Below are 19,980 nucleotides of genomic sequence, written 5' to 3' on the forward strand. Positions count from 1 at the left end.
GGATGACGTCACGGGCGGCGCCGATGCCGTCGTAGTACCCCGCGCGGCCGCCGATGCCGATGTCCTCGGCCATGGTGATCTGCACATGGTCGACGTACGACCGGTTCCAGATCGGTTCGAACATCTGGTTGGCGAAGCGCAGCGCCAGGATGTTCTGGACGGTCTCCTTGCCGAGGTAGTGGTCGATCCGGAAGACCTGCTCCGGGTCGAACACGTCGTGCACGATCGTGTTGAGCTGCTCGGCCGACTCCAGGTCGTGCCCGAACGGCTTCTCGATGACCGCGCGGCGCCAGGAACCGTCGGGGGCGTTCGCCAGCCCGTGCTTCTTGAGCTGCTGGGCGACCTTCGGGAAGAACTTCGGCGGCACCGAGAGGTAGAAGGCGTAGTTGCCGCTGGTGCCCCGGGAGGCGTCCAGCTCCTCGACGGCGGAGCGCAGCTGCTTGAACGCCGTGTCGTCGTCGAAGTCGCCCGGGATGAACCGCATGCCCTCGGCGAGCTGCTGCCAGACCTCCTCGCGGAACGGGGTCCGGGCGTGCTCACGGACCGCGTCGTGCACCACCTGCGCGAAGTCCTGGTCCTCCCAGTCCCGGCGGGCGAAGCCCACCAGCGAGAAGCCCGGAGGCAGCAGGCCGCGGTTGGCCAGGTCGTACACGGCCGGCATCAGCTTCTTGCGGGACAGGTCGCCGGTCACGCCGAAGATGACGAGCCCGGACGGGCCCGCGATCCTGGGCAGCCGGCGGTCGCGCGCGTCGCGCAGAGGGTTGACGAAGTCGGCCTCGGTGTACTCCGGGCGCGGGCCGGCCTCGGCCGTGCCGCTCACTCCGGTCTTCTCGACCCCGGCCGCCTCCTGGGCCGTCCGGGCCTCCTTGTCCTCCTTGGTCCCCTTGGTCTCCTGTTCGGCCGTCTGGGGGATGCCCTCGCTCATTCCGCGTCAACTCCCTTGTTGTTCAAGGACTTGGTGACCGCGTCCAGCAGGTCCTGCCAGGCCACCTCGAACTTGGCCACGCCCTCGTTCTCCAGTTGCCGCACCACCTCGTCGTACGGGATGCCGAGCCGCTCGACGGCCGCCAGGTCGGCGCGGGCCTGGACGTAGCCGCCGGTGACCGTGTCGCCCTGGACGTCGCCGTGGTCGGCGACGGCGTTCAGCGTGGCCTCCGGCATGGTGTTGACCGTGCCGGGGGCGACCAGTTCGTCCACGTACAGGGTGTCCTTGTATGCCGGGTCCTTCACACCGGTGGAGGCCCAAAGGGGGCGCTGCCGGTTCGCGCGGGCCCCGCCCAGCGCCTGCCAGCGCGCCCCGGCGAAGACCTGCTCGTACGCCTCGTAGGCGAGCCGCGCGTTGGCCAGGGCCGCCCTGCCCTTCAGGGCGAGGGCCTCGTCCGTGCCCAGCAACGTCAGCCGCTTGTCGATCTCGGCGTCGACGCGGGAGACGAAGAAGGACGCGACCGAGTGGACGGCCGACAGGTCGAGACCGGCCGCCTGGGCCTTCTCCAGGCCGGCGACATAGGCGTCCATGACCTCGCGGTAGCGCTCCAGCGAGAAGATCAGCGTCACGTTCACGCTGATGCCCGCGCCGATCACCTCGGTGATCGCCGGCAGGCCGGCCTTCGTCGCCGGGATCTTGATCATCACGTTGGGGCGGTCCACCAGCCAGGCCAGCTGCCGGGCCTCGGCGACGGTCGCCGTGGTGTCGTGGGCGAGACGCGGGTCGACCTCGATGGAGACCCGGCCGTCCCGGCCGCCGGTGGCGTCGTACACCGGCCGCAGGATGTCGGCGGCGGCGCGGACGTCGGCGGTGGTCATCATCCGCACGGCCTCGTCGACGGTGACGCCCCGCACCGCCAGGTCGGCGAGCTGCGCCTCGTAGCCCTCGCCGGAGCCGATGGCGGCCTGGAAGATGGACGGGTTGGTGGTGACGCCGACGACGTACCTCGTGGCGACGAGCTCGGCCAGGTTGCCGGACTCGATCCGCCGGCGCGACAGGTCGTCGAGCCAGATCGACACGCCCTCGTCGGACAGGCGCTTGAGTGCTCCCGCGCTCGCGGTCGCTTCGGTCACAGTGATCATCTTCTTTCGGGCGGGGTCAGCCACGGACGGCGGTCAGGGACGCGCGCGCGGCGGCGGCGACGTTCTCGGCGGTGAAGCCGAACTCGGCGAACAGGGTCTTGGCGTCGGCGGAGGCGCCGAAGTGCTCCAGGGAGACGATGCGTCCGGCGTCCCCCACGAACCGGTGCCACGTCAGGCCGATACCGGCCTCGACCGCGACCCGGGCCTTCACGGACGGCGGCAGCACCCGCTCGCGGTACTCGCGAGGCTGCTCCTCGAACCACTCCACCGACGGCATCGACACCACCCGGGCGCCGACCCCCTCGGCCTCCAGGGCCTCGCGCGCGGCGACGGCGAGCTGCACCTCGGAGCCCGTGGCGACGATCACCACGTCCGGCACCTCGGTAGAGGAGTCGACCAGGACGTAGCCGCCGCGCGCCGCGTCCGGGTTCGGCTCGTACGTCGGCACGCCCTGGCGGGTGAGCGCGAGGCCGTGCGGGGCCGGGTCGGTGGTGTGCCGCCTGAGGATCTCGGCCCAGACGGTCGCGGTCTCGTTGGCGTCGGCCGGGCGTACGACGTTCAGGCCGGGGATGGCCCGCAGCGCGGCCAGGTGCTCGATGGGCTGGTGGGTCGGGCCGTCCTCGCCCAGGCCGATGGAGTCGTGCGTCCACACGTACGTCACCGGTAGCTGCATCAGGGCCGACATCCGGACGGCGTTGCGCATGTAGTCGGAGAACACCAGGAAGGTGCCGCCGTAGATCCGGGTGTTGCCGTGCAGGGCGATGCCGTTCATCTCCGCGGCCATGGAGAACTCGCGGATGCCGAAGTGGATCGTGCGGCCGTACGGCTCGGCCTCCGGCAGCGGGTTGCCCCGGGGCAGGAAGGACGAGGTCTTGTCGATCGTGGTGTTGTTCGAGCCGGCCAGGTCGGCGGAGCCGCCCCACAGCTCGGGGACGACCGCGCCGAGCGCCTGGAGGACCTTGCCGGACGCGGCCCGGGTGGCGACCGCCTTGCCCGGCTCGAACACCGGCAGGGCGTCCTCCCAGCCCTCGGGCAGCTCGCCCTTGCTGACGCGGTCGAAGGTGACGGCGCGCTCCGGATTGTCACCGCGCCAGGCGGCGATCCGCTTGTCCCAGGCGGTGCGCGCCTCGGCGCCCCGGTCCAGGGCCCCGCGGGTGTGGGCCAGCACCTCGTCGGTGACCTCGAAGGTCTGCTCCGGGTCGAAGCCGAGCAGGCGCTTGGTGGCCGCGACCTCGTCCTCGCCGAGCGCCGAGCCGTGGGAGGCCTCGGTGTTCCGGGCGTTGGGGGCGGGCCAGGCGATGATCGTGCGCATCGCGATGATCGAGGGGCGCTCGGTCTCCGCCTGAGCAGCCCTCAGGGCCGCGTACAGCGCCCGCACGTCGACATCGCCGTCCTCCTGCGGCTCGATCCGCCGCACATCCCAGCCGTAGGCCTCGTACCGCTTGAGCACGTCCTCGGAGAAGGCGGTCGCGGTGTCGCCCTCGATGGAGATGTGGTTGTCGTCGTAGAGGAAGACCAGGTTGCCGAGCTTCTGGTGCCCGGCCAGCGAGGAGGCCTCGGCGGAGACGCCCTCCTGGAGGTCGCCGTCGGAGACGATGGCCCAGACAGTGTGGTCGAAGGGCGACTCGTCCCGCGGGGCGTCCGGGTCGAACAGACCGCGCTCGTAACGGGCGGCCATCGCCATGCCGACCGCGTTCGCGACGCCCTGGCCGAGCGGGCCCGTGGTCGTCTCCACGCCCGCGGTGTGCCCGTACTCGGGGTGCCCGGGTGTCTTCGAGCCGTGCGTGCGGAACGCCTTCAGGTCGTCCAGCCCCAGCTCGTAGCCCGCGAGGTAGAGCTGCGTGTACAGGGTCAGCGAGGTGTGGCCGGGGGACAGGACGAAGCGGTCACGGCCGGCCCACTCCGGATCGGCGGGGTCGTGCCGCATCACCTTCTGAAAGATGGTGTAGGCGGCCGGCGCGAGGCTCATCGCGGTGCCGGGATGGCCGTTGCCGACCCGCTGGACGGCGTCCGCCGCCAGAACACGGGCGGTGTCGACGGCACGCCGGTCGAGTTCGGTCCATTCGAAGCTGTCCGCGCTGTCCGCTGTCTGCGTGCTCATCTTCAAGAAGTCCTCGATCGGAGCGAAGTGGCTGGTCTGACGTGTTCAAAACTAAAAGTCTGACTTTTTCGACGGAAGGTCGCCGTGTGCCAGGGTGTGGTGAAAGTGGGACACCCCGAGGCAGCGCGGGGCGCGAACGGGGCGGTACGAGGGGTACTCGGTGGACATTGCGGACAGAACCATCCAAGGCGGCGACGGGATCAGAACGTTCCCCTTTCCGGTCGAGCTGAGCGTCGGCGGTGTCGGCATGCAGGTCGGCCCGATGGGCACCGGCCGTACCTGGCACGCCGACGCGCCGCTGGAGCGCGTGCACCGCATCGACTTCCATGTCGTGATGCTGTTCGCCGAGGGCCCGGTCCGGCACATGGTCGACTTCACCGAGCACGAGGCCAGGGCCGGGGACCTGCTGTGGATCCGCCCGGGGCAGGTCCACCGCTTCTCGCGGACGAGCGAGTACCGCGGAACGGTGCTGACCATGCAGCCGGGCTTCCTGCCCCGCGCGACCGTGGAGGCCACCGGCCTGTACCGCTACGACCTGCCGCCACTGCTGCGCCCCGACGCGGCCGAGCTCGCCGGTCTGCGCGCCGCGCTCGAACAGCTGCGGCGCGAGTACGAGGACACGGCCACGCTGCCGCTCAGCCTGCACACCGCCGTCCTGCGCCACTCGCTGACGGCGTTTCTGCTGCGGCTCGCCCATCTCGCCGCGAGTTCGGCGGAGTCGGTACGCCGGCAGTCGGACTCCACCTTCACCCTCTTCCGGGACGCCGTGGAGCGGGACTTCGCCACCAACCACAGTGTCAGCGCCTACGCCGACGCGCTCGGCTACTCCCGCCGCACCCTGGTCCGCGCGGTCCGCGCCGCCACCGGTGACACCCCCAAGGCCTTCATCGACAAGCGCGTGGTCCTCGAGGCCAAACGGCTCCTCGCCCACACCGACCTGCCGATCGGCCGGGTCGGCGCGGCGGTCGGCTTCCCCGACGCCGCGAACTTCTCCAAGTTCTTCCACCAGCACACGGACCAGACCCCGGCGGTGTTCCGGGCGGACCTGCGCTGAGGGCAGCGGAAAGGGGCCCACGCGCGCGTGGAGCCCCTTTCCGGGCGTTGGCAGCGTGTTGTCAGCGCCCGAAGGTGAACCAGTTGACGTTCACGAAGTCCTGCGGCTGACCGCTGGTGAAGGTCAGATACACGTCGTGCGTGCCCGTCACGGAGCTGATGTTCGCCGGAATCGTCCGCCACGACTGCCAGCCCCCGGTGCTGCCCACCGCGAAACTCCCGACGGGCGCGTTGCCACGGCTGTCAAGACGCACCTCGACCAGCCCGCTGACGCCGCCCGCCGCACCGCTCGCGACCCGGGCGCTGAACTGCCCGGCCGCCGAGGAGCCGAAGTTCACGCCCTTGAAGTGCAGCCAGTCACCGTTGGCCAGCGAGCCGACGTTCTGCCCGCCGCCGGAATCGGTCGTCGTCTCGGTACTCACCCCGGACTGGCCGTCGTAGGACTCGGCCTGGACGGCGGAGTAGGCGTCGCGGTTGCCGGTCGGCGGGGGCGTGGTGCCGCCGCCGGACGACAGCACCTGGACATAGTCGACGACCATCGCGTGGCCCGGCTGCGTCCCGGCGTCCGGGCCGCCGCCGAACGCGTCCGGGAAGCCGCCGCCCATCGCGACGTTCAGGATGACGAAGAAGCCGTGGTCGGTGGCGTTCCGCCAGGTCGTCGCGTCGACCTGGTTGGCGCGCACGGTGTGGAAGTTGGTGCCGTCGAGGTAGAAGCGGATCTCCTCGACGCTCGTCGAGCGGTCCCACTCCATCCGGTAGGTGTGGAAGCCGGCCTGACAGGTGGTGCCCTGGCAGGTGGTCGAACTGCCGATACCGCTGGTCTCGTTGCAGGGGCCGCCCGGCGAGGTGCCGCAGTGCATGGTCGCGAACACCGTGTTCATGCCCTGGGTGTTCTCCATGATGTCCAGCTCGCCGACGGCCGGCCAGTTCCAGTAGTCGCCGCGGTAGGGGGCGCCCAGCATCCAGAACGCGGGCCAGTAGCCCTTCGCCGCGGCCCCGGTGACGTTCGGCACCTGGATGCGCGACTCGACGCGGAGTGTGCCGCCGGCCGGGGGCTGGAAGTCGGTGCGGTTGGTCTCGACGCGGCCGGAGGTCCAGTTCCCCGCGGCGTCCCGCCGGGGGGTGATGCGGAGGTTGCCGTTGCCGTCGAGCGAGACGTTGTCCGCGCTGCTCGTCATCGTCTCGATCTCGCCGGTGCCCCAGTTGGCCGGGCCGCCCGGGTAGCCCTTGCCTGTCGCGTACTGCCAGTGGGAGGTGTTGACGCCGCTGCCCGCGGCGCCGTTGAAGTCGTCCACGAACAGCTGCGTCCAGCCCGACGGGGGCGGCGGAGCGGAGGCGTTCGCGGCCGGGGCGGTGGCGGTGGCGGCGGCCGCCGCGAGGCCGAGCGTGCTGACGACGGCGACGAACGCCCGCCGCAGAGGGCGGCGTCTGTGGGAGGTGCGGGAGGTATCGCTCATGGGGGGATGCCTCTCGAGTGGAGGGGTGAGAGCGCTCTCAAAGTGCCGCCAATGTGCTCCACGTCCCTCAGGTCGTCAAGAGGTAAAGCCGGGAAAAGTACGGGCCGGCCGTTGAGTGCACAGCTTGAACGGGGGCGTCAGGTGAAAGCCGGATCGTAGAGGCCGTACCACCGGCGCTCGGGGTCGAGGGCGAAGCCGAAGTAGTTCCGGTAGAAGGCCAGATGCCTGCCGAAGCCCCTGTTGACGTGCATGAGTGGGCGAGGGCCCGTGGTGTCGCGTTCGGCGTAGGTGCCGAGGAGTCCGCCGTAGGTCTTCCGCCCGGAGTTGACCGCGAGGGCGTGGCAGTAGCCGGCCAGGATGTGCCTGCGGAAGAACCACTTCATCTCGCCGAAGGTCACCTCCACCTTCCGGTGGTCCTGGAAGGTCCTGCCCAGGTGATCCCCGAGCAGCAGAGCCTGATCCGAGTCGAGGTTCCGGAAGACCAGGACCTTGCTGTCGGGGAGGCCGGAGGACCGGTAGTCGGGGTGGAACTCCAGCTTGGTCAGGATGCGGTGGTAGGGCTTTTGGAAGTGGCACCCCCAGCTCCAGTTGATGCCGTGGGGGTGATAGGCGGCCTGGAAGGCGGAGAGGTCCGCGGGCGGCATGTTCGCGGTGTGGAAGTCCTTCGGGCGCGGATCCATGTCGCCGGGATCACGGAGCATTTCGGTGGTCTGCCGGTAGTCGAAGCTGTTGACCAGGACCGGGCCGTCGTAGCCGTGGGAGAAGAAACTGAGCTCCATCAAGGTGCCGGGTGCGGTCACACCGATGGTCCGCACCGCCGCGTAGACGTCCAGGACCGACATCACGCCGCGCACGTCGTTCGCGAAGGCGTTTCCGTCGTAGTGGGCGGGGGTGACGCGATCGAAGGAGCGGACCGCGGCGACCGACTCGGTCCGTCGGCCCGCCGGATAGGTGAACGTCCGGACGACGACTTCCCCGCTCCCCACGTCGAGGATCTGGAAGACCAGGTCCTCCATGGCCTTGTTGGCCGCCACATGCTGTCGGACCCGGTTCTCGCAGTAGGCCCGGAACGGCAGTTGATTGGGCGGTTTCCCATAGCCCGCCACCAGCACGAAGTGCTTCATCGCCTCAGTCCTCGACCCACTCGCCCTCGGAGTTCTGCACCCAGCGGGGCAACCGGTCGTCCGCGCGCAGCCGCACCAGGTTGGTGGGGATGCGCACCGTCCAGGGGTCGCCCTGGGGGATCTCGTCGCCGGGGCGGTCGAGACGCTCGGCGATCTCGTCGGCGATCGGCAGGTACAGAGGGCTGGAGACGGTGGGGAGCGGGCCGCCGTGCCACAGCTCGCCGAACTGCATGAAGTGGTCGATGGCGCCTTCGAAGCCGAGGCGGGCGGGGACCGTGACCCGGCAGTATCCGGCTTTGAGGAACTGGTTGAACAACGGGTCGGGGTCGTCGTAGGCGAGGCGCTCGTCCCATTCGCTCTTGCGGCCCCAGAAGTACGGGTACGCGACCCACGTCAGGTGCTCCCACTCGAAGGCCTGCTCGAAGAAGCGGACGTAGGCGCCTTCGGCCGCCGCCTCGTCGATGTCGAACTGCGGGACCTTGCCGGGCTCCCCCTTCATCGCGTCGAAGAGATCGAAGTGCTGCTTGGTCAGGATGCTGACGCAGCTCTTGCGCAGTTCGTGGGCGATCAGCTCCTGGTTGGCCAGCGGGTTGCGGCCCTCGATGGCGACTCCCGCGTCGAAGGTCAGAGCGGCGACCTTCTCCTCGTACTCCGCGAGCCGGGCGCGGTAGGCGGTGGTCAGCTTGGCGTGGGTCTCCGCCCGCCACTTCTCCATCGCGCGCTCGGTACGCCGGCACTTGATCTCGATCGCGACGGCCACCTGGGAGAGGCGGAAGCTGTCGACGGCCACCGGGATCGAACTCTGCTCCTCGTCCAGCATGGTGATCCACACCCAGTTGCCGTCCGGGTCGAACCGATGGGTCCGGCGGCCCACGGCGACGTCCAGGGAGTGATCGCCCTCCCAGATGTTGCAGAGGCGGGCCACGGACGCCTGGAACGCCTGGTAGCCCTCGTCGAGGGTGACCTGGCCGGAGTGGTTGTAGTTGGTCTTGCTGTCCCCGCCGCCCGCCTTGAAGTCGAAGGACTTGGTCAGGTACATCTCGGGCGGCGGAGTGACATCCGTGGCCTGGTACACCTGCACCCAGTAGTGGTAGTTGGTCTCGTCGATCTTGTTGGCGTGGAGGGTGAACGCCGGCGGCTTGTCCACCTGGACGGCTCCTGCGTGGGCCGACTGGAGGGTGTGGATGAGGAAGGCGGCGGGCTCCGGGATCATGAAGTCGAACATGGTGCGCAGCCCGTAGTTGTACATCTGAGCCCGGTAGACCTTGTTGACCCACTGGTAGACCCCGGAGATGTGGTCGATGCCGGGGCTGTTGTCGAGGGTGTGGGTGTTCTTCTCGGTGACTTCGGTGGTGATCCGCAGGGTGGTGCGCTGGAGCACCCGCTCGGAGATCTTGGAGGCGCTGCGCTGGGTGACGTCCTGCGAGAAGGTGGACGCCGACTTGGTCGCCTCCTCCTTCGAACGGGAGACGGAGCCCTCGGCGGAGGCCGAGAACTCCACCGTGGGGCCGTACTTGCCGGTGACGGTCAGCCCTGCCTTCAGCGCCGCGTCCTCCTTGATGACCGCACTGGCCTCCCTGGTCATCTCGAACCGGTCGGTCGACTCCAGCTCACGTTCCTCGGAGGTGATCGTCTCCGTCTCGGTCACGGTGGTCTGCTCGGTCTCCTCACGCCGGGTGTGCTCGCGCAGCTTGGTCTCGCCCTTGAGGACGTTCTCGATGTGGGCGACGTCGGCGCCCTCGTAGCCGGTGAGCTGCTGGCGGACCACGATCAGGTCGGCGACCCCGGACGGCTTCACACTGCCCCGCGTGGTCGGGATGGGCTCGGCCTCCAGGGGGATCTGCTCGAGCGGGTCCAGGTCCCCGATGCTGATCGCGTTCCAGACGGACGGCACCGGTGTGGAGGTCGTGACCAGCGTGTCCCCGAGCCGTCGCACGCTGCGCTTGACCGGCTTGCCGAACAGCTTCTCCAGTTCTGCCGTCGTCCGGTCGACCTCGCTCTGGAGGAGGGCGACGACGCGGTCCAGGGGCTGGGCCGTGACGTCGATGCCGCGTGCCGTGAGCAGGGCCCGGGTGGCCTCCGACAACTGCTGCACCGCTGTCGGCTCGAGCCGGAAACCGAGGTCCTTCAGGACGGCCGGGACGAAACCGGGGGTGCCGGCGAGGAGGTCGGGCCTGGCGCCGAAGACCTGCCCGGCGAGTTGGGCGGCTCCCGCCACGGCGGTGGGCTCCGGGGGGTTCGGAGCGGGTTCCTCGGCGGCCGCCGCTTCCGGAGTGCCGCCACCGCCGCCACCGCCGGTACCCCCGCCCGTGCCGCCGCCTGTGCCGGTGCCTCCGGCCAGGGCCCGCAGGTTGGCCTCCGAGAGGAGCTTGTGGAAGGTGATCTGGCGGGCCAGTTCGGCGGGCGGGGTGTACTCGGGCGGCGGCAGCACCTGGGCCGACCGGTTCTGCAGGGAGATGCTGAAGTGCTCACCGCCGAGTCCGGTGAGTTCATCGATGGCGGTGCGCAACTGCCGGAAAACGGTGAGCAGTCGCTCGGCGCGCTGCCGTCGCTCCCCGGCCGCCTCGGCCTCCTTCTCCCGCTGCCGGCGCTCGGCCTCGACGGTGGACAGCACGGGTTCGAGGCCCGTGGCCCCCGGCAGCCGCAGGGGGCGCCTGCGGGCCCGCCGCAGTTCCCGCGGGGTGGCGGGGAAGGCGGTGTGCGTCACGAGGCGGGCGACGATCTCCAGGTGGCGCAGCCGGCGGACCAGTTCCTCCAAGGGCCTGGTGTGTTCGGCGGGCAGATACTTGACGGCCAGCACACTGTCCCGGAGCCGGGCCACCGCGTCCTTGTACGGCGCGCCCTGCACGACATCGGCCGGGGCCGTGCCGAACGCGTCCCGGACGGCCGCGATCACCGTGTCCCGCAGTGAGGGCGGGTGAGGCGCGGCGGCTCCCGGACGGGCCTCGGCGGCGGCCCCCGCCAGAGCGGGCAGCCGGTCCAGCGCGGCCGCGAACTTGGCCGTCTCCTTGGCCAGCGGAGCCTGCTCGGGCTTTCCGATGAACAGCGAGCCGGTGACGTACTCGCCCACCACCCGCCGCAGTTCGGCCCGGGGATCCGCCGCGCCCGCCGCGGCGGTCAGCGCCCGCTGGAAGTCCGTCTGCTGAGCCAGTTCGATGCCGGAGTCGTCGGGATCCTGCGCGATCGCGGGTCGCAGCAGGGCAAGACGGAAGAGCGGCTCCATGATGACCCCCCGTCGGGAGGGCGGGGCACTGGTCGCGTCCCCCTTCCGCGCCTCCCGGTCACCTCACTATGCGGTCGTTTGCCGGTGACCGGACGGAAATTCACCCGCACGAGTGCTTTCTCTTTCATCGCGGCGCCCGCCGACCCGGGCTCGCTCCGGCTGCCACCCCAGGGCCCGTGAGATCCCCCGTGCCGCCACCCGTACCGCGGGGGCCAGCACGGGCACCTGGGCGTCGGCCTGCGGCACCACGATGGAGACGGCGGCGGTCACCGTACCGTCCGCCGCCCGGATCGGCGCGGCCACCGACAGGGCGTCCTCCGTGATCTGACGGTCGCTCACCGCGACGCCGGTGCGGCGCACTTCGGCCAGTTCCCGCCGCAGCCGCGCCGGTTCGGTGATCGTGTAGGGCGTGAAGGACGCGAGTTCGCCCGCGCAGTACTCCTTCTGCAACTCCGGGGCGCCGTGGGCCAGCAGGGCGAGCCCGACGCCGGTGGCGTGCAGCGGCCAGCGGGCGCCGACGCGTATGTGCACGCCGACCGCCGACCGGCCCGACAACCACTCGATGTAGACCACGTCGGACCCGTCCCGCACGGCCAGTTGCACGTTCTCGTGCGTGGCCTCGTACAGGTCCTCCAGATACGGCAGCGCGATCTGCCGCAGGGCGAGGCCGCGCGGCGCCAGCGCGGCGAGCTCCCACAGCCGGAGCCCGACGTGGTAGACGCCGGACCCGTCCCGCTCCAGAGCGCCCCACTCGGTGAGCGCGCCCACCAGCCGGTGGGCGGTGGTCAGGCTCAGCCCGGCCCGCCGGCTGATGTCCGTCAGGGACAGCGCCGGGTGCTCGTGGTCGAAGGCCGCGAGCACGGACAGCAGCCGGTCGGGCGCGGTGGGGCCGGTCATGGCCGGTTGTCTCCCGGGTGGGCGAGGTCGTGGGGGCGGGGGTAGGCGGTCGGGCGGTAGGGAACGTAGCGGGCCGCGGTCGTCGGGTCCTCCTGCCCCGCACGGGAGTTGAGTGCGCCGGGCGACACGTCCCAGCGGCCCGTGTCCAGGCGGTCTTCCAGGGTGTCCAGGGCGGCCAGCGTCTCGCCGGTGGTGAAGGTGCAGTGGCCGGGGCCGTCGACGTACGCCTGGCGCAGCAGCCCCGCGGAGCCACCGGCCGTGGCCGCCCGCCGATAGGCGCTCTCGGCCTGCACCGGGATCAGCGCGTCACCCGTCGTGTGGATATTGAGCTGGGGGTCGGTGAGCCGGCCGGAGAGCACGCTGGTGTTCCGCATCCACCCCACGGCCGAGGGGTCGGCGGAGATCCGGGGTGCCCGCCCGAGGGCGGAGAGGTCGGTACGCAAGGACAGCCCCGCCTCCTTGTAGAGCTCCGTCACCTCTTTGTACAGCGGGGACCGGGCGAGCATGGCCGTGTAGTCGACGCCGGTGTTCCAGGACGGGTTGCCGCCCGCCCGGCTCTCGGCCTCCTGCCGCCAACTGAACGCGGGCATCTGGACGAGCCCCCGGACGGCGGTGAACTGGTTGGACTGCTGGGTGCCCCAGTCGGTGGGGCCCGGCTTCTGCTGCGAGACGTCGTTGTAGCCGGGGATGTTGTGCAGGGCGGCGGCGAGGGCGATCCGGGCCCGGCCCTCGGGGGTCTGCTGGGCGGCGTCGACCTTCGTGGTGAGCGACTTCGCGGCGGCGACCGCCTCCGCCTGGTCGGCGAACCCCGCCAGCCGGATGCCGGAGCCCGGGGCGAGCAGCGTGCGCAGCGCGAACACCGGGTCCAGGGTGCTGTTCCAGTTGGCGACGCCGCCCTGCACCAGCCCGCACATCGACAGCGAGCCGTCGAAGCGGTCGGCGTGCCGCTCGGCGAGCGTGGTGGTGACGAAGCCGCCGTACGAGGTGCCCCAGGCGAGCGTCCGCCGGGCCGCCCCGAACCTCTCGGTGAACAGGTCCAGCGTGGCGAGCTGGTCGGGCACCGCCTCGGTGATGGCCCAGCCGTTCGTCGCGTACGAGGAGCCGATCAGGGCGTAGCCCTCGGCCAGCAGCTTGTCCCGGGCGGCCGTACCCGGCGTGTTCTGGGCCGGGTTGGGGGCCCCGGCCGGGCTGTAGCCGTGGCTGTACAGCAGCACCGTGCCGTTCCAGGACGCGGGTACGTCCATCACGTACGCGGCGCCGGAGGGGAGCTTGCCCTCCAAGTGGCTGTCGGTGGCGTCGGCGGCCTGCGCGGGCAGGGCCGTTGCCAGGGACAGGCAGGTGGTCAGTAGAGCGAGGCGGATCCTCAACGCGGGGTTCCTTCCAGAGTGGGGGTCGCGGCGGGGGAGTCCAGGGCGTCCGTGTGCGTCTCGCGCAGCCGCCACACGGTGACGGCGGTGATCGCCGCGCCGACGCAGAGCAGCAGCGAGACGGGCGTGCTGCCGCCCCCGTACGAGGCGAGGAGGCTGCCGGCGATCAGCGGGGAGAAACCGGCGCCGACCAGGGTGGCCGCCTGGTAGCCGAGTGAGGCGCCGGTGTAGCGGACGCGGGTGCCGAACATCTCGGTGAGCAGTGCGCCGAGCGGCCCGTACATCGTGGACTGGGCGACACCGTGGCCGAGGGCGAGCGCGAGGATGAGCAGGCCGGGGGAGCCCGAGTCGACCAGTGCCAGCACGGGGAAGGCGAGCGCGGCCGAGGCGAGGGCGCCGGCGAGCACGACGGGCCGGCGGCCGACCCGGTCCGACAGCGCGGACGCGGCGGGCAGGACGGCGAGGGCCACGCAGGAGGCGACGGTCACCGCGGTCAGCACCTGCGGCCGGGTGTACCCATTGTCGACGGCGTAGGAGATCATGAAGCTCGTCAGCAGCGACTGGGTGGTGAAGGCGCCGATGCCGACGCACGCGGCGAGCAGCACGGGCTTCGGGCGGCGCAGCAGCTCCACGATCGGCGGCTTGTCCACCGGCTCCCGCTTGGCCTGCGCGAACAGCGGGCTCTCGGCGACCTTGAGGCGCACGAACAGCCCGACGGCCAGCAGCACGATGCTCAGCAGGAACGGCACCCGCCAGCCCCAGGAGCGGAAGTCGTCGTCGGGCAGCCCGGCGACGAGGGTGACCACACCGGCCGACAGCACGGAACCGAGCGGGGCGCCGAGCTGGGTGAAGCTGGACCACAGGCCGCGCCGGGAGCCCTGCGTCCGCTCGGCGTGCTCGACGACCATCAGCATCGCGCCGCCCCACTCGCCGCCGATCGCGATGCCCTGCACGACGCGCAGCGCGACGAGCAGGATCGGTGCCCAGACGCCGATCGCGTCGTAGGTGGGCAGCAGGCCGATGAGGAAGCTGCCCAGGCCCATCAGGACCATGGTGAGCAGCATCATCGACTTGCGCCCGATCCGGTCGCCGAAGTGGCCGAAGACGATGCCGCCGAGCGGGCGGGCGAGATAGCCCGCGGCGAAGGTCCCGAACGCCGCGATGGTGCCGACGGCCGGGTCTGCCTGGGGGAAGAACAGGTCGCCGAAGACCAGCGCGGCGACCGTGCCGTAGACGAGGAAGTCGTAGAACTCGACGGTCGTGCCGAGCAGGCCGGAGACGGCAACGCGGCGCAACTGCCGTGAATCGGGGTCGGGTTGAGCGGCTGAGGGGGATGGCTGCACGGGGAGCTCCCTGGGGACGGGTCTCGGATAGCCCGTGAAGTTATGCATCCATCGTGCAGCAGTCAATCATTTGCACAACATCAGTTCAGGCCGTCCTCCGCGATCCGCAGCAGCAGCGCGTGCAGCGTCTCCCGCTCGGCCTCCCCCAGCGGGCCCAGCAGTTCGTTGGTCACCCGCAGTCCGGCCTCGTCGGTGTCGCGCAGGAACGCGCGGCCGCTCTCGGTCAGCACGACGATCCGGCTGCGGCGGTCGTCGGGCGAGGGGCGGCGCTCGGCGAAGCCCTGCTTCTCCAGGTCGTCGACCAGGCCGACGATGGCGCTCGGGTCGTAGCCGAGCCGGGTGCTCAGCTCGCGCTGGAGGGTGCCCTCGGTGGTGGCGAGGAAGCGCAGCACCGCGTAGTGGCGCAGGCGCAGGCCCGACTCCTGGAGGCAGGCGTTGAAGAGCTGCCCCGAGCGCAGGCCCAGGCGGTACAGCAGGTAGCCCGTGTCGGCGTGCAGCCCGCGCATCCACGGCTCCTGCGCGTCGATGGGCTTCGGGGTGACGTTCTGGCGTGCGATGGCAGGCTCCCTGTGCTCGGCGCTTCCTGGGATTCCAGCATCTCGCACCCATGGGTCATCAACAACTATTGACGTCAACAATTATTGCTCTTAGCTTCGATCTCGAAGCCGCACCACCCGCATCAGCTCGTGAAGGGACCCACCCGTGCCCAGCATCGATCTCTCCGGCAAGGTCGCCGTCGTCACCGGAAGCGGCCGGGGCCTCGGCCTCGCCTACGCGCATGCCCTGGCCGCCCACGGCGCGTCCGTGGTGGTCAACGACGTCGACGAGGCCGTGGCCGAGGCGGCCGTGAAGTCCATCGGGGAAGCGGGCGGCAAGGCCGTCGCCGAGGTCGTCCCGGTCGGCAGCTCCGAGGCCGCCGAGCGGCTGGTGAACCGCGCGGTCGAGGAGTTCGGCCGGCTGGACGTCCTCGTCACCAACGCGGGCATCCTGCGCGACAAGGTGCTGTGGAAGATGACCGACGAGGACTTCGACGCGGTGATCACCACCCACCTCAAGGGCACGTTCACCTGCGCCCGCGCCGCCGCCGTCCGGATGCGCGAGCAGGGCGAGGGCGGCTCGCTGATCCTGGTCGGCTCCCCGGCCGGCCAGCGCGGCAACTTCGGCCAGACGAACTACGCCGCCGCCAAGGCCGGCATCGCCGCGATGACCCGCACCTGGTCCATGGAGCTGGGCCGCGCGAACATCACCGTCAACGCGATCGTGCCGGTCGCCGCGACCGCGATGACCGAGACCATCCCGGCCTTCGCCCCGTACATCGAGGCCATGCGCGGCGGCGAGCCGCTGCCGGACTTCCTGCGCAAGGGCGAGGGCTTCGGCACCCCGGAGGACTGCGCGGCCCTGGTCCCGTTCCTCGCCTCCGAGGCGGCGCGCGGCGTGACCGGCCAGTGCGTCGGCATCGGCGGCGACAAGGTGGCACTCTGGTCGCATCCGCAGGAGATCAGGGCGGCGTACGCCGACGGCGGCTGGACCCCCGGCGCCCTGGCCGACGCCTGGCCCACCTCGGTCGGTGCCGAACTCCAGTCGGTCGGCATCCCGGCGCCGAAGTTCCCGGAGGCGTGATGGACCTCTCCATGAACCCGGACGACCTCGTCGCGATCGACGTCCACACCCACGCCGAGGTGTCCTCCAAGGGCCACTCCTCCCTGGACGACGACCTGCACGACGCCTCCTCCGCCTACTTCAAGGTCGAGGGCAAGCGGAAGCCGACCCTGGAGGAGACCGCCGCGTACTACCGCGAGCGGAAGATGGCCGCCGTGATCTTCACGGTCGACGCCGAGTCCGCCACCGGCACCCCGCCCGTCCCCAACGAGGAGGTCGCCGAGGCGGCCGCCGCCAACGCCGACGTCCTCATCCCCTTCGCCTCCATCGACCCCTTCCGGGGAAAGGCGGGCGTCAAGCAGGCCCGCCGCCTGGTCGAGGAGTACGGGGTGAAGGGCTTCAAGTTCCACCCCAGCATCCAGGGCTTCTTCCCCAACGACCGGTCGGTGGCGTACGACCTCTACGAGGTCATCGAGGAGACGGGCACCATCGCCCTCTTCCACACCGGGCAGACCGGCATCGGCGCCGGGGTCCCCGGCGGAGGCGGCATCCGCCTCAAGTACTCGAACCCCCTCCACGTGGACGACGTGGCCGCCGACTTCCCGCAGCTGAAGATCATCCTGGCGCACCCGTCGTTCCCCTGGCAGGACGAGGCCCTGGCCGTCGCCACGCACAAGCCGGGCGTGCACATCGACCTGTCCGGCTGGTCGCCGAAGTACTTCCCGCCACAGCTCGTGCAGTACGCGAACACCCTGCTGAAGGACAAGGTCCTCTTCGGCTCCGACTTCCCCGTCCTCACCCCGGACCGGTGGCTCGCCGACTTCGACAAGCTGACGATCAAGGAAGAGGTCCGGCCGAAGATCCTCAAGGAGAACGCCGCCCGCCTGCTCGGGCTGACGAAACCGTAAGGGGCGTGACATGCGCAACGAGGGACTGGGGTCATGGCCCGCACGCCGGGCCCGCAAGACCCCGCACCGCACCGCCCTGATCCACGGCGACACCACCCGCACCTACGCCGGCCTGTACGAGCGCACCACCCGCCTCGCCCACGCCCTGCGCGAGCGGGGCATCCGGCGCGGCGACCGCATCGCCTACCTCGGCCCGAACCACCCCTCCTATCTGGAGACCCTGTTCGCGGCCGGCACGCTCGGCGCGGTCTTCGTCCCCCTCAACACCCGTCTGGCCGGCCCCGAGATCGCCTACCAGCTCGCCGACTCCGGCGCCAAGGCCCTCGTCTACGGCCCCTCGCACGCCGGTCTGGTCGCGGGCCTGCCCGGCAGCACGGACGTACGCGCCTATCTGGAGGTCGGCGAGGAGTACGAGAGGGCCGTCACCGAGGCGCCCGGGGATCCGGTCGACGAACCGGTCGGCGCCGAGGACACCTGCATCATCATGTACACCTCGGGCACGACCGGCCGCCCCAAGGGCGCCATGCTCACCCATGGCAATCTCACCTGGAACGCGGTCAACGTCCTCGTCGACACCGACCTGATCGCCGACGAACGCGCCCTGGTCTCCGCCCCGCTGTTCCACACCGCCGGGTTGAACATGCTGACGCTCCCGGTCCTGCTGAAGGGCGGCGCCTGCGTCCTGGTCGAGGCCTTCGACCCGAACGCCACCTTCGACCTGATCGAGCGGCACCGGATCACCTTCATGTTCGGCGTGCCGACGATGTTCGACCAGGTGGCCAGGCACCCGCGCTGGCCGGGGGCGGACCTCTCCTCGCTGCGGATCCTGACCTGCGGCGGCTCCCCGGTCCCCACCCCGCTGATCGCGGCCTACCAGGAGCGCGGACTGACCTTCCTGCAGGGCTACGGCATGACCGAGGCCGCGCCGGGAACCCTGTTCCTGGACGCCGAACACGCGGTCACCAAGGCCGGTTCGGCGGGCGTGCCGCACTTCTTCAGCGACGTACGCGTCGTACGTCCGGACCTCGCGCCGGTCGACGTCGGCGAGGTCGGGGAGGTCGTGGTGCGCGGACCGCATGTCATGCCCGGCTACTGGGGGCTGCCCGAGGAGACGGCCGCGTCCTTCGTGGACGGCTGGTTCCGCAGCGGCGACGCGGCCCAGGTCGACGAGGACGGCTACGTCCACATCGTCGACCGCATCAAGGACATGATCATCTCCGGTGGGGAGAACATCTACCCCGCCGAGATCGAGGACCAGCTCCTCGCCCACCCGGACATCGTCGAGTGCGCGGTCATCGGCGTGGCGGACGACAAGTGGGGCGAGGTGCCGCGGGCGGTCGTTGTCCCCCGCGAGGGCTTCGCGCTCGACCCCGACGAGGTGCTCGCGTCGCTCGCGGGACGCCTCGCCAAGTACAAGATCCCGAAGTCGGTCGTCGTCGCGGACGAACTGCCGCGCACCGCCTCCGGAAAGCTCCTCAAGTCCCGCGTGCGCAAGCGCTACGGCACCAACTCCTAGCGAAGGAAGCTGTATGAGCATCACCGTCAACGGTCTCGGCGAACTGAAGAAGCTCGCGGGCAGCGACCTCGGCACCAGCGAGTGGATCGAGGTCACACAGGAGCGGATCGACACCTTCGCCGACGCGACCGGGGACCACCAGTGGATCCACGTGGACCCCGAGAAGGCCAAGGAGGGCCCCTTCGGCGCCCCCATCGCGCACGGCTACCTCACGCTCTCCCTCTTCATCCCGCTGTTCACCGAGCTGCTGGACGTCCAGGGCGTGACGACGAAGGTCAACTACGGCCTCAACAAGGTGCGTTTCCCCTCCCCCGTGAAGGTGGGCTCCCGCATCCGCCTGACGGCCAGGCTCGCCGAGGTCGAGGACGTGCCGGGCGGCGCGCAGATCACCGTCGAGGGCGCCATCGAGATCGAGGGCGGCAGCAAGCCGGCCGCGGTGCTGCAGAGCCTGTCGCGGTTCTACGCCTGAGGCCGCGCGGGCACCAGGTCGAGCAGGCGTTCCGAGGCGTCACGGGCGAGCGGTGACAGCCGGTCGTGCACGGCCCGGAACGTCTTCTCGGCCTGGTCCGCCGGCCAGTCGTCCGGGAGGTGCTTGACGGGCAGGCGCGGGTCGCGCCGGACGATGCGCAGCCACTCGGTCTGCAGCCGCAGCCGCAGCACGAGGGCGTCGTCGGCGTCCGGCAGTTCGTCCTCCCAGGGCTGCCAGCGCCGTACGAACGCCTCGTAGAGCCCTGCCAGGTCGGACAGCTCCCAGGTCTCCTCGATCATCTGGCCGATGTCCATGCCGGTGTCCGCGTGGGCCCGGAAGACCTTCACATGGGCGGACAGGCCGAGCTCGGCCACCAGCGCCGACACGTCGACCTCGCCCGGGGCGATCCACAGGCCGTTGAACAGCGGGCCGAAGCCGCTCCAGGTGAGCTGGGAACGCAGATCGTGGCGCTGACGCTGCCAGGACTCGGGCAGGGAGAAGCCGAGCAGGGTCCAGGTGCCGTCCCAGTGCCGGTTGACGGCGCCGGTCTGCCAGATGCGCCGCTCGCCGTCGCGCAGCACCGCCTCCGAGCGCTCGGTCAGCCCGAAGTACATCCGGCGGCCCTCGCGCTGGCGGCGCAGCAGGTCACGGCCCACCATGCGGGTCAGTGTCGAGCGGGTCGCCTGCTCGCCGATGCCGGCGCGTGCGAACACGTCGATGACGCTGCCCGAGTACACGCACACGTCGCGCCCGAGCACCTGGTCGCCCAGGAACGTCAGCATGAGGGACTGGGGCCGCAGCGACTCTTCACCGGTCACGCGGCCCACCGTACCTCCGCCGGATCAGTCCGTGACCT

The 19,980-nt window shown here is 70.8% G+C and carries 16 protein-coding genes; 5 read left to right on the forward strand and 11 right to left on the reverse strand.

Annotated features, from left to right (window positions below):
- The 3 genes from ACFTZL_RS08350 to tkt form a co-directional block, all read right to left on the reverse strand.
- On the reverse strand, positions 1 to 925 hold a 925-nt coding region (locus tag ACFTZL_RS08350; protein WP_382579662.1), incomplete at its 3' end, for a glucose-6-phosphate dehydrogenase.
- A complete protein-coding gene (tal, locus tag ACFTZL_RS08355) occupies positions 922 to 2,067 on the reverse strand; it encodes a transaldolase (RefSeq protein WP_382579664.1) in 1,146 nt (381 codons plus the stop codon). The genes tal and ACFTZL_RS08350, both read right to left, overlap by 4 nt.
- 16 nt (positions 2,068 to 2,083) lie before the next feature.
- Positions 2,084 to 4,168, reverse strand: a complete 2,085-nt coding sequence (gene tkt / locus ACFTZL_RS08360; RefSeq protein ID WP_382579666.1) for a transketolase — start codon at positions 4,166 to 4,168, stop codon at positions 2,084 to 2,086.
- Between the two features lie 166 nt (positions 4,169 to 4,334).
- On the opposite strand from tkt, the gene ACFTZL_RS08365 reads away from it, so the two are divergent.
- Positions 4,335 to 5,222, forward strand: coding sequence for a helix-turn-helix domain-containing protein (locus ACFTZL_RS08365; RefSeq protein WP_382579697.1), 888 nt, complete (start codon positions 4,335 to 4,337; stop codon positions 5,220 to 5,222).
- A 61-nt stretch (positions 5,223 to 5,283) separates the two neighbouring features.
- Here the strand turns inward: ACFTZL_RS08365 and ACFTZL_RS08370 are convergent, their stop codons facing one another.
- The 7 genes from ACFTZL_RS08370 to ACFTZL_RS08400 form a co-directional block, all read right to left on the reverse strand.
- Complete coding sequence (locus ACFTZL_RS08370; RefSeq protein ID WP_382579668.1) at positions 5,284 to 6,678, reverse strand: glycoside hydrolase family 16 protein; 1,395 nt, start codon at positions 6,676 to 6,678, stop codon at positions 5,284 to 5,286.
- 137 nt (positions 6,679 to 6,815) lie between these two features.
- Positions 6,816 to 7,802, reverse strand: coding sequence for a hypothetical protein (locus tag ACFTZL_RS08375; RefSeq protein WP_382579669.1), 987 nt, complete (start codon positions 7,800 to 7,802; stop codon positions 6,816 to 6,818).
- Between the two features lie 4 nt (positions 7,803 to 7,806).
- Positions 7,807 to 11,025 (reverse strand): hypothetical protein, encoded by a 3,219-nt coding sequence (locus tag ACFTZL_RS08380; protein WP_382579671.1) that lies wholly within the window; start codon positions 11,023 to 11,025, stop codon positions 7,807 to 7,809.
- Between the two features lie 66 nt (positions 11,026 to 11,091).
- Positions 11,092 to 11,922 (reverse strand): IclR family transcriptional regulator, encoded by an 831-nt coding sequence (locus tag ACFTZL_RS08385; RefSeq protein ID WP_382579672.1) that lies wholly within the window; start codon positions 11,920 to 11,922, stop codon positions 11,092 to 11,094.
- Positions 11,919 to 13,289, reverse strand: a complete 1,371-nt coding sequence (locus ACFTZL_RS08390) for an alpha/beta hydrolase family protein (RefSeq protein WP_382579674.1) — start codon at positions 13,287 to 13,289, stop codon at positions 11,919 to 11,921. The genes ACFTZL_RS08385 and ACFTZL_RS08390 overlap by 4 nt, the downstream gene beginning before the upstream one ends.
- A complete protein-coding gene (locus tag ACFTZL_RS08395) occupies positions 13,286 to 14,632 on the reverse strand; it encodes an MFS transporter (RefSeq protein WP_382579675.1) in 1,347 nt (448 codons plus the stop codon). The genes ACFTZL_RS08390 and ACFTZL_RS08395 overlap by 4 nt, the downstream gene beginning before the upstream one ends.
- 80 nt (positions 14,633 to 14,712) lie before the next feature.
- Positions 14,713 to 15,138 carry a MarR family winged helix-turn-helix transcriptional regulator gene (locus tag ACFTZL_RS08400; RefSeq protein ID WP_382579677.1) on the reverse strand — a complete coding sequence of 142 codons (426 nt, stop codon included), beginning with the start codon at positions 15,136 to 15,138 and terminating at the stop codon, positions 14,713 to 14,715.
- A 196-nt stretch (positions 15,139 to 15,334) separates the two neighbouring features.
- On the opposite strand from ACFTZL_RS08400, the gene ACFTZL_RS08405 reads away from it, so the two are divergent.
- From ACFTZL_RS08405 to ACFTZL_RS08420, 4 genes are read left to right on the forward strand one after another with little or no spacing between them, the layout of a single operon-like run.
- Positions 15,335 to 16,252 (forward strand): SDR family NAD(P)-dependent oxidoreductase, encoded by a 918-nt coding sequence (locus tag ACFTZL_RS08405; protein WP_382579679.1) that lies wholly within the window; start codon positions 15,335 to 15,337, stop codon positions 16,250 to 16,252.
- A gap of 11 nt (positions 16,253 to 16,263) precedes the next feature.
- On the forward strand, positions 16,264 to 17,139 hold the full coding sequence (locus tag ACFTZL_RS08410; RefSeq protein WP_382579699.1) for an amidohydrolase family protein: 876 nt from the start codon (positions 16,264 to 16,266) through the stop codon (positions 17,137 to 17,139).
- Positions 17,140 to 17,149: 10 nt separating this feature from the next.
- A complete protein-coding gene (locus ACFTZL_RS08415) occupies positions 17,150 to 18,655 on the forward strand; it encodes a long-chain fatty acid--CoA ligase (protein ID WP_382579681.1) in 1,506 nt (501 codons plus the stop codon).
- 13 nt (positions 18,656 to 18,668) lie between these two features.
- The gene (locus tag ACFTZL_RS08420) at positions 18,669 to 19,124 is read left to right on the forward strand and encodes a MaoC family dehydratase (protein WP_382579683.1); all 456 of its coding nucleotides are present in this window, start codon (positions 18,669 to 18,671) and stop codon (positions 19,122 to 19,124) included.
- Here ACFTZL_RS08420 and ACFTZL_RS08425 read toward each other — a convergent pair.
- Positions 19,115 to 19,942 carry a PaaX family transcriptional regulator C-terminal domain-containing protein gene (locus tag ACFTZL_RS08425; protein WP_382579685.1) on the reverse strand — a complete coding sequence of 276 codons (828 nt, stop codon included), beginning with the start codon at positions 19,940 to 19,942 and terminating at the stop codon, positions 19,115 to 19,117. The genes ACFTZL_RS08420 and ACFTZL_RS08425 overlap by 10 nt on opposite strands.
- Positions 19,943 to 19,980 lie beyond the last annotated feature (38 nt).

Source organism: Streptomyces sp. NPDC056948, from assembly GCF_042674225.1.
Classification (GTDB): Bacteria; Actinomycetota; Actinomycetes; order Streptomycetales; family Streptomycetaceae; genus Streptomyces; species Streptomyces purpurascens.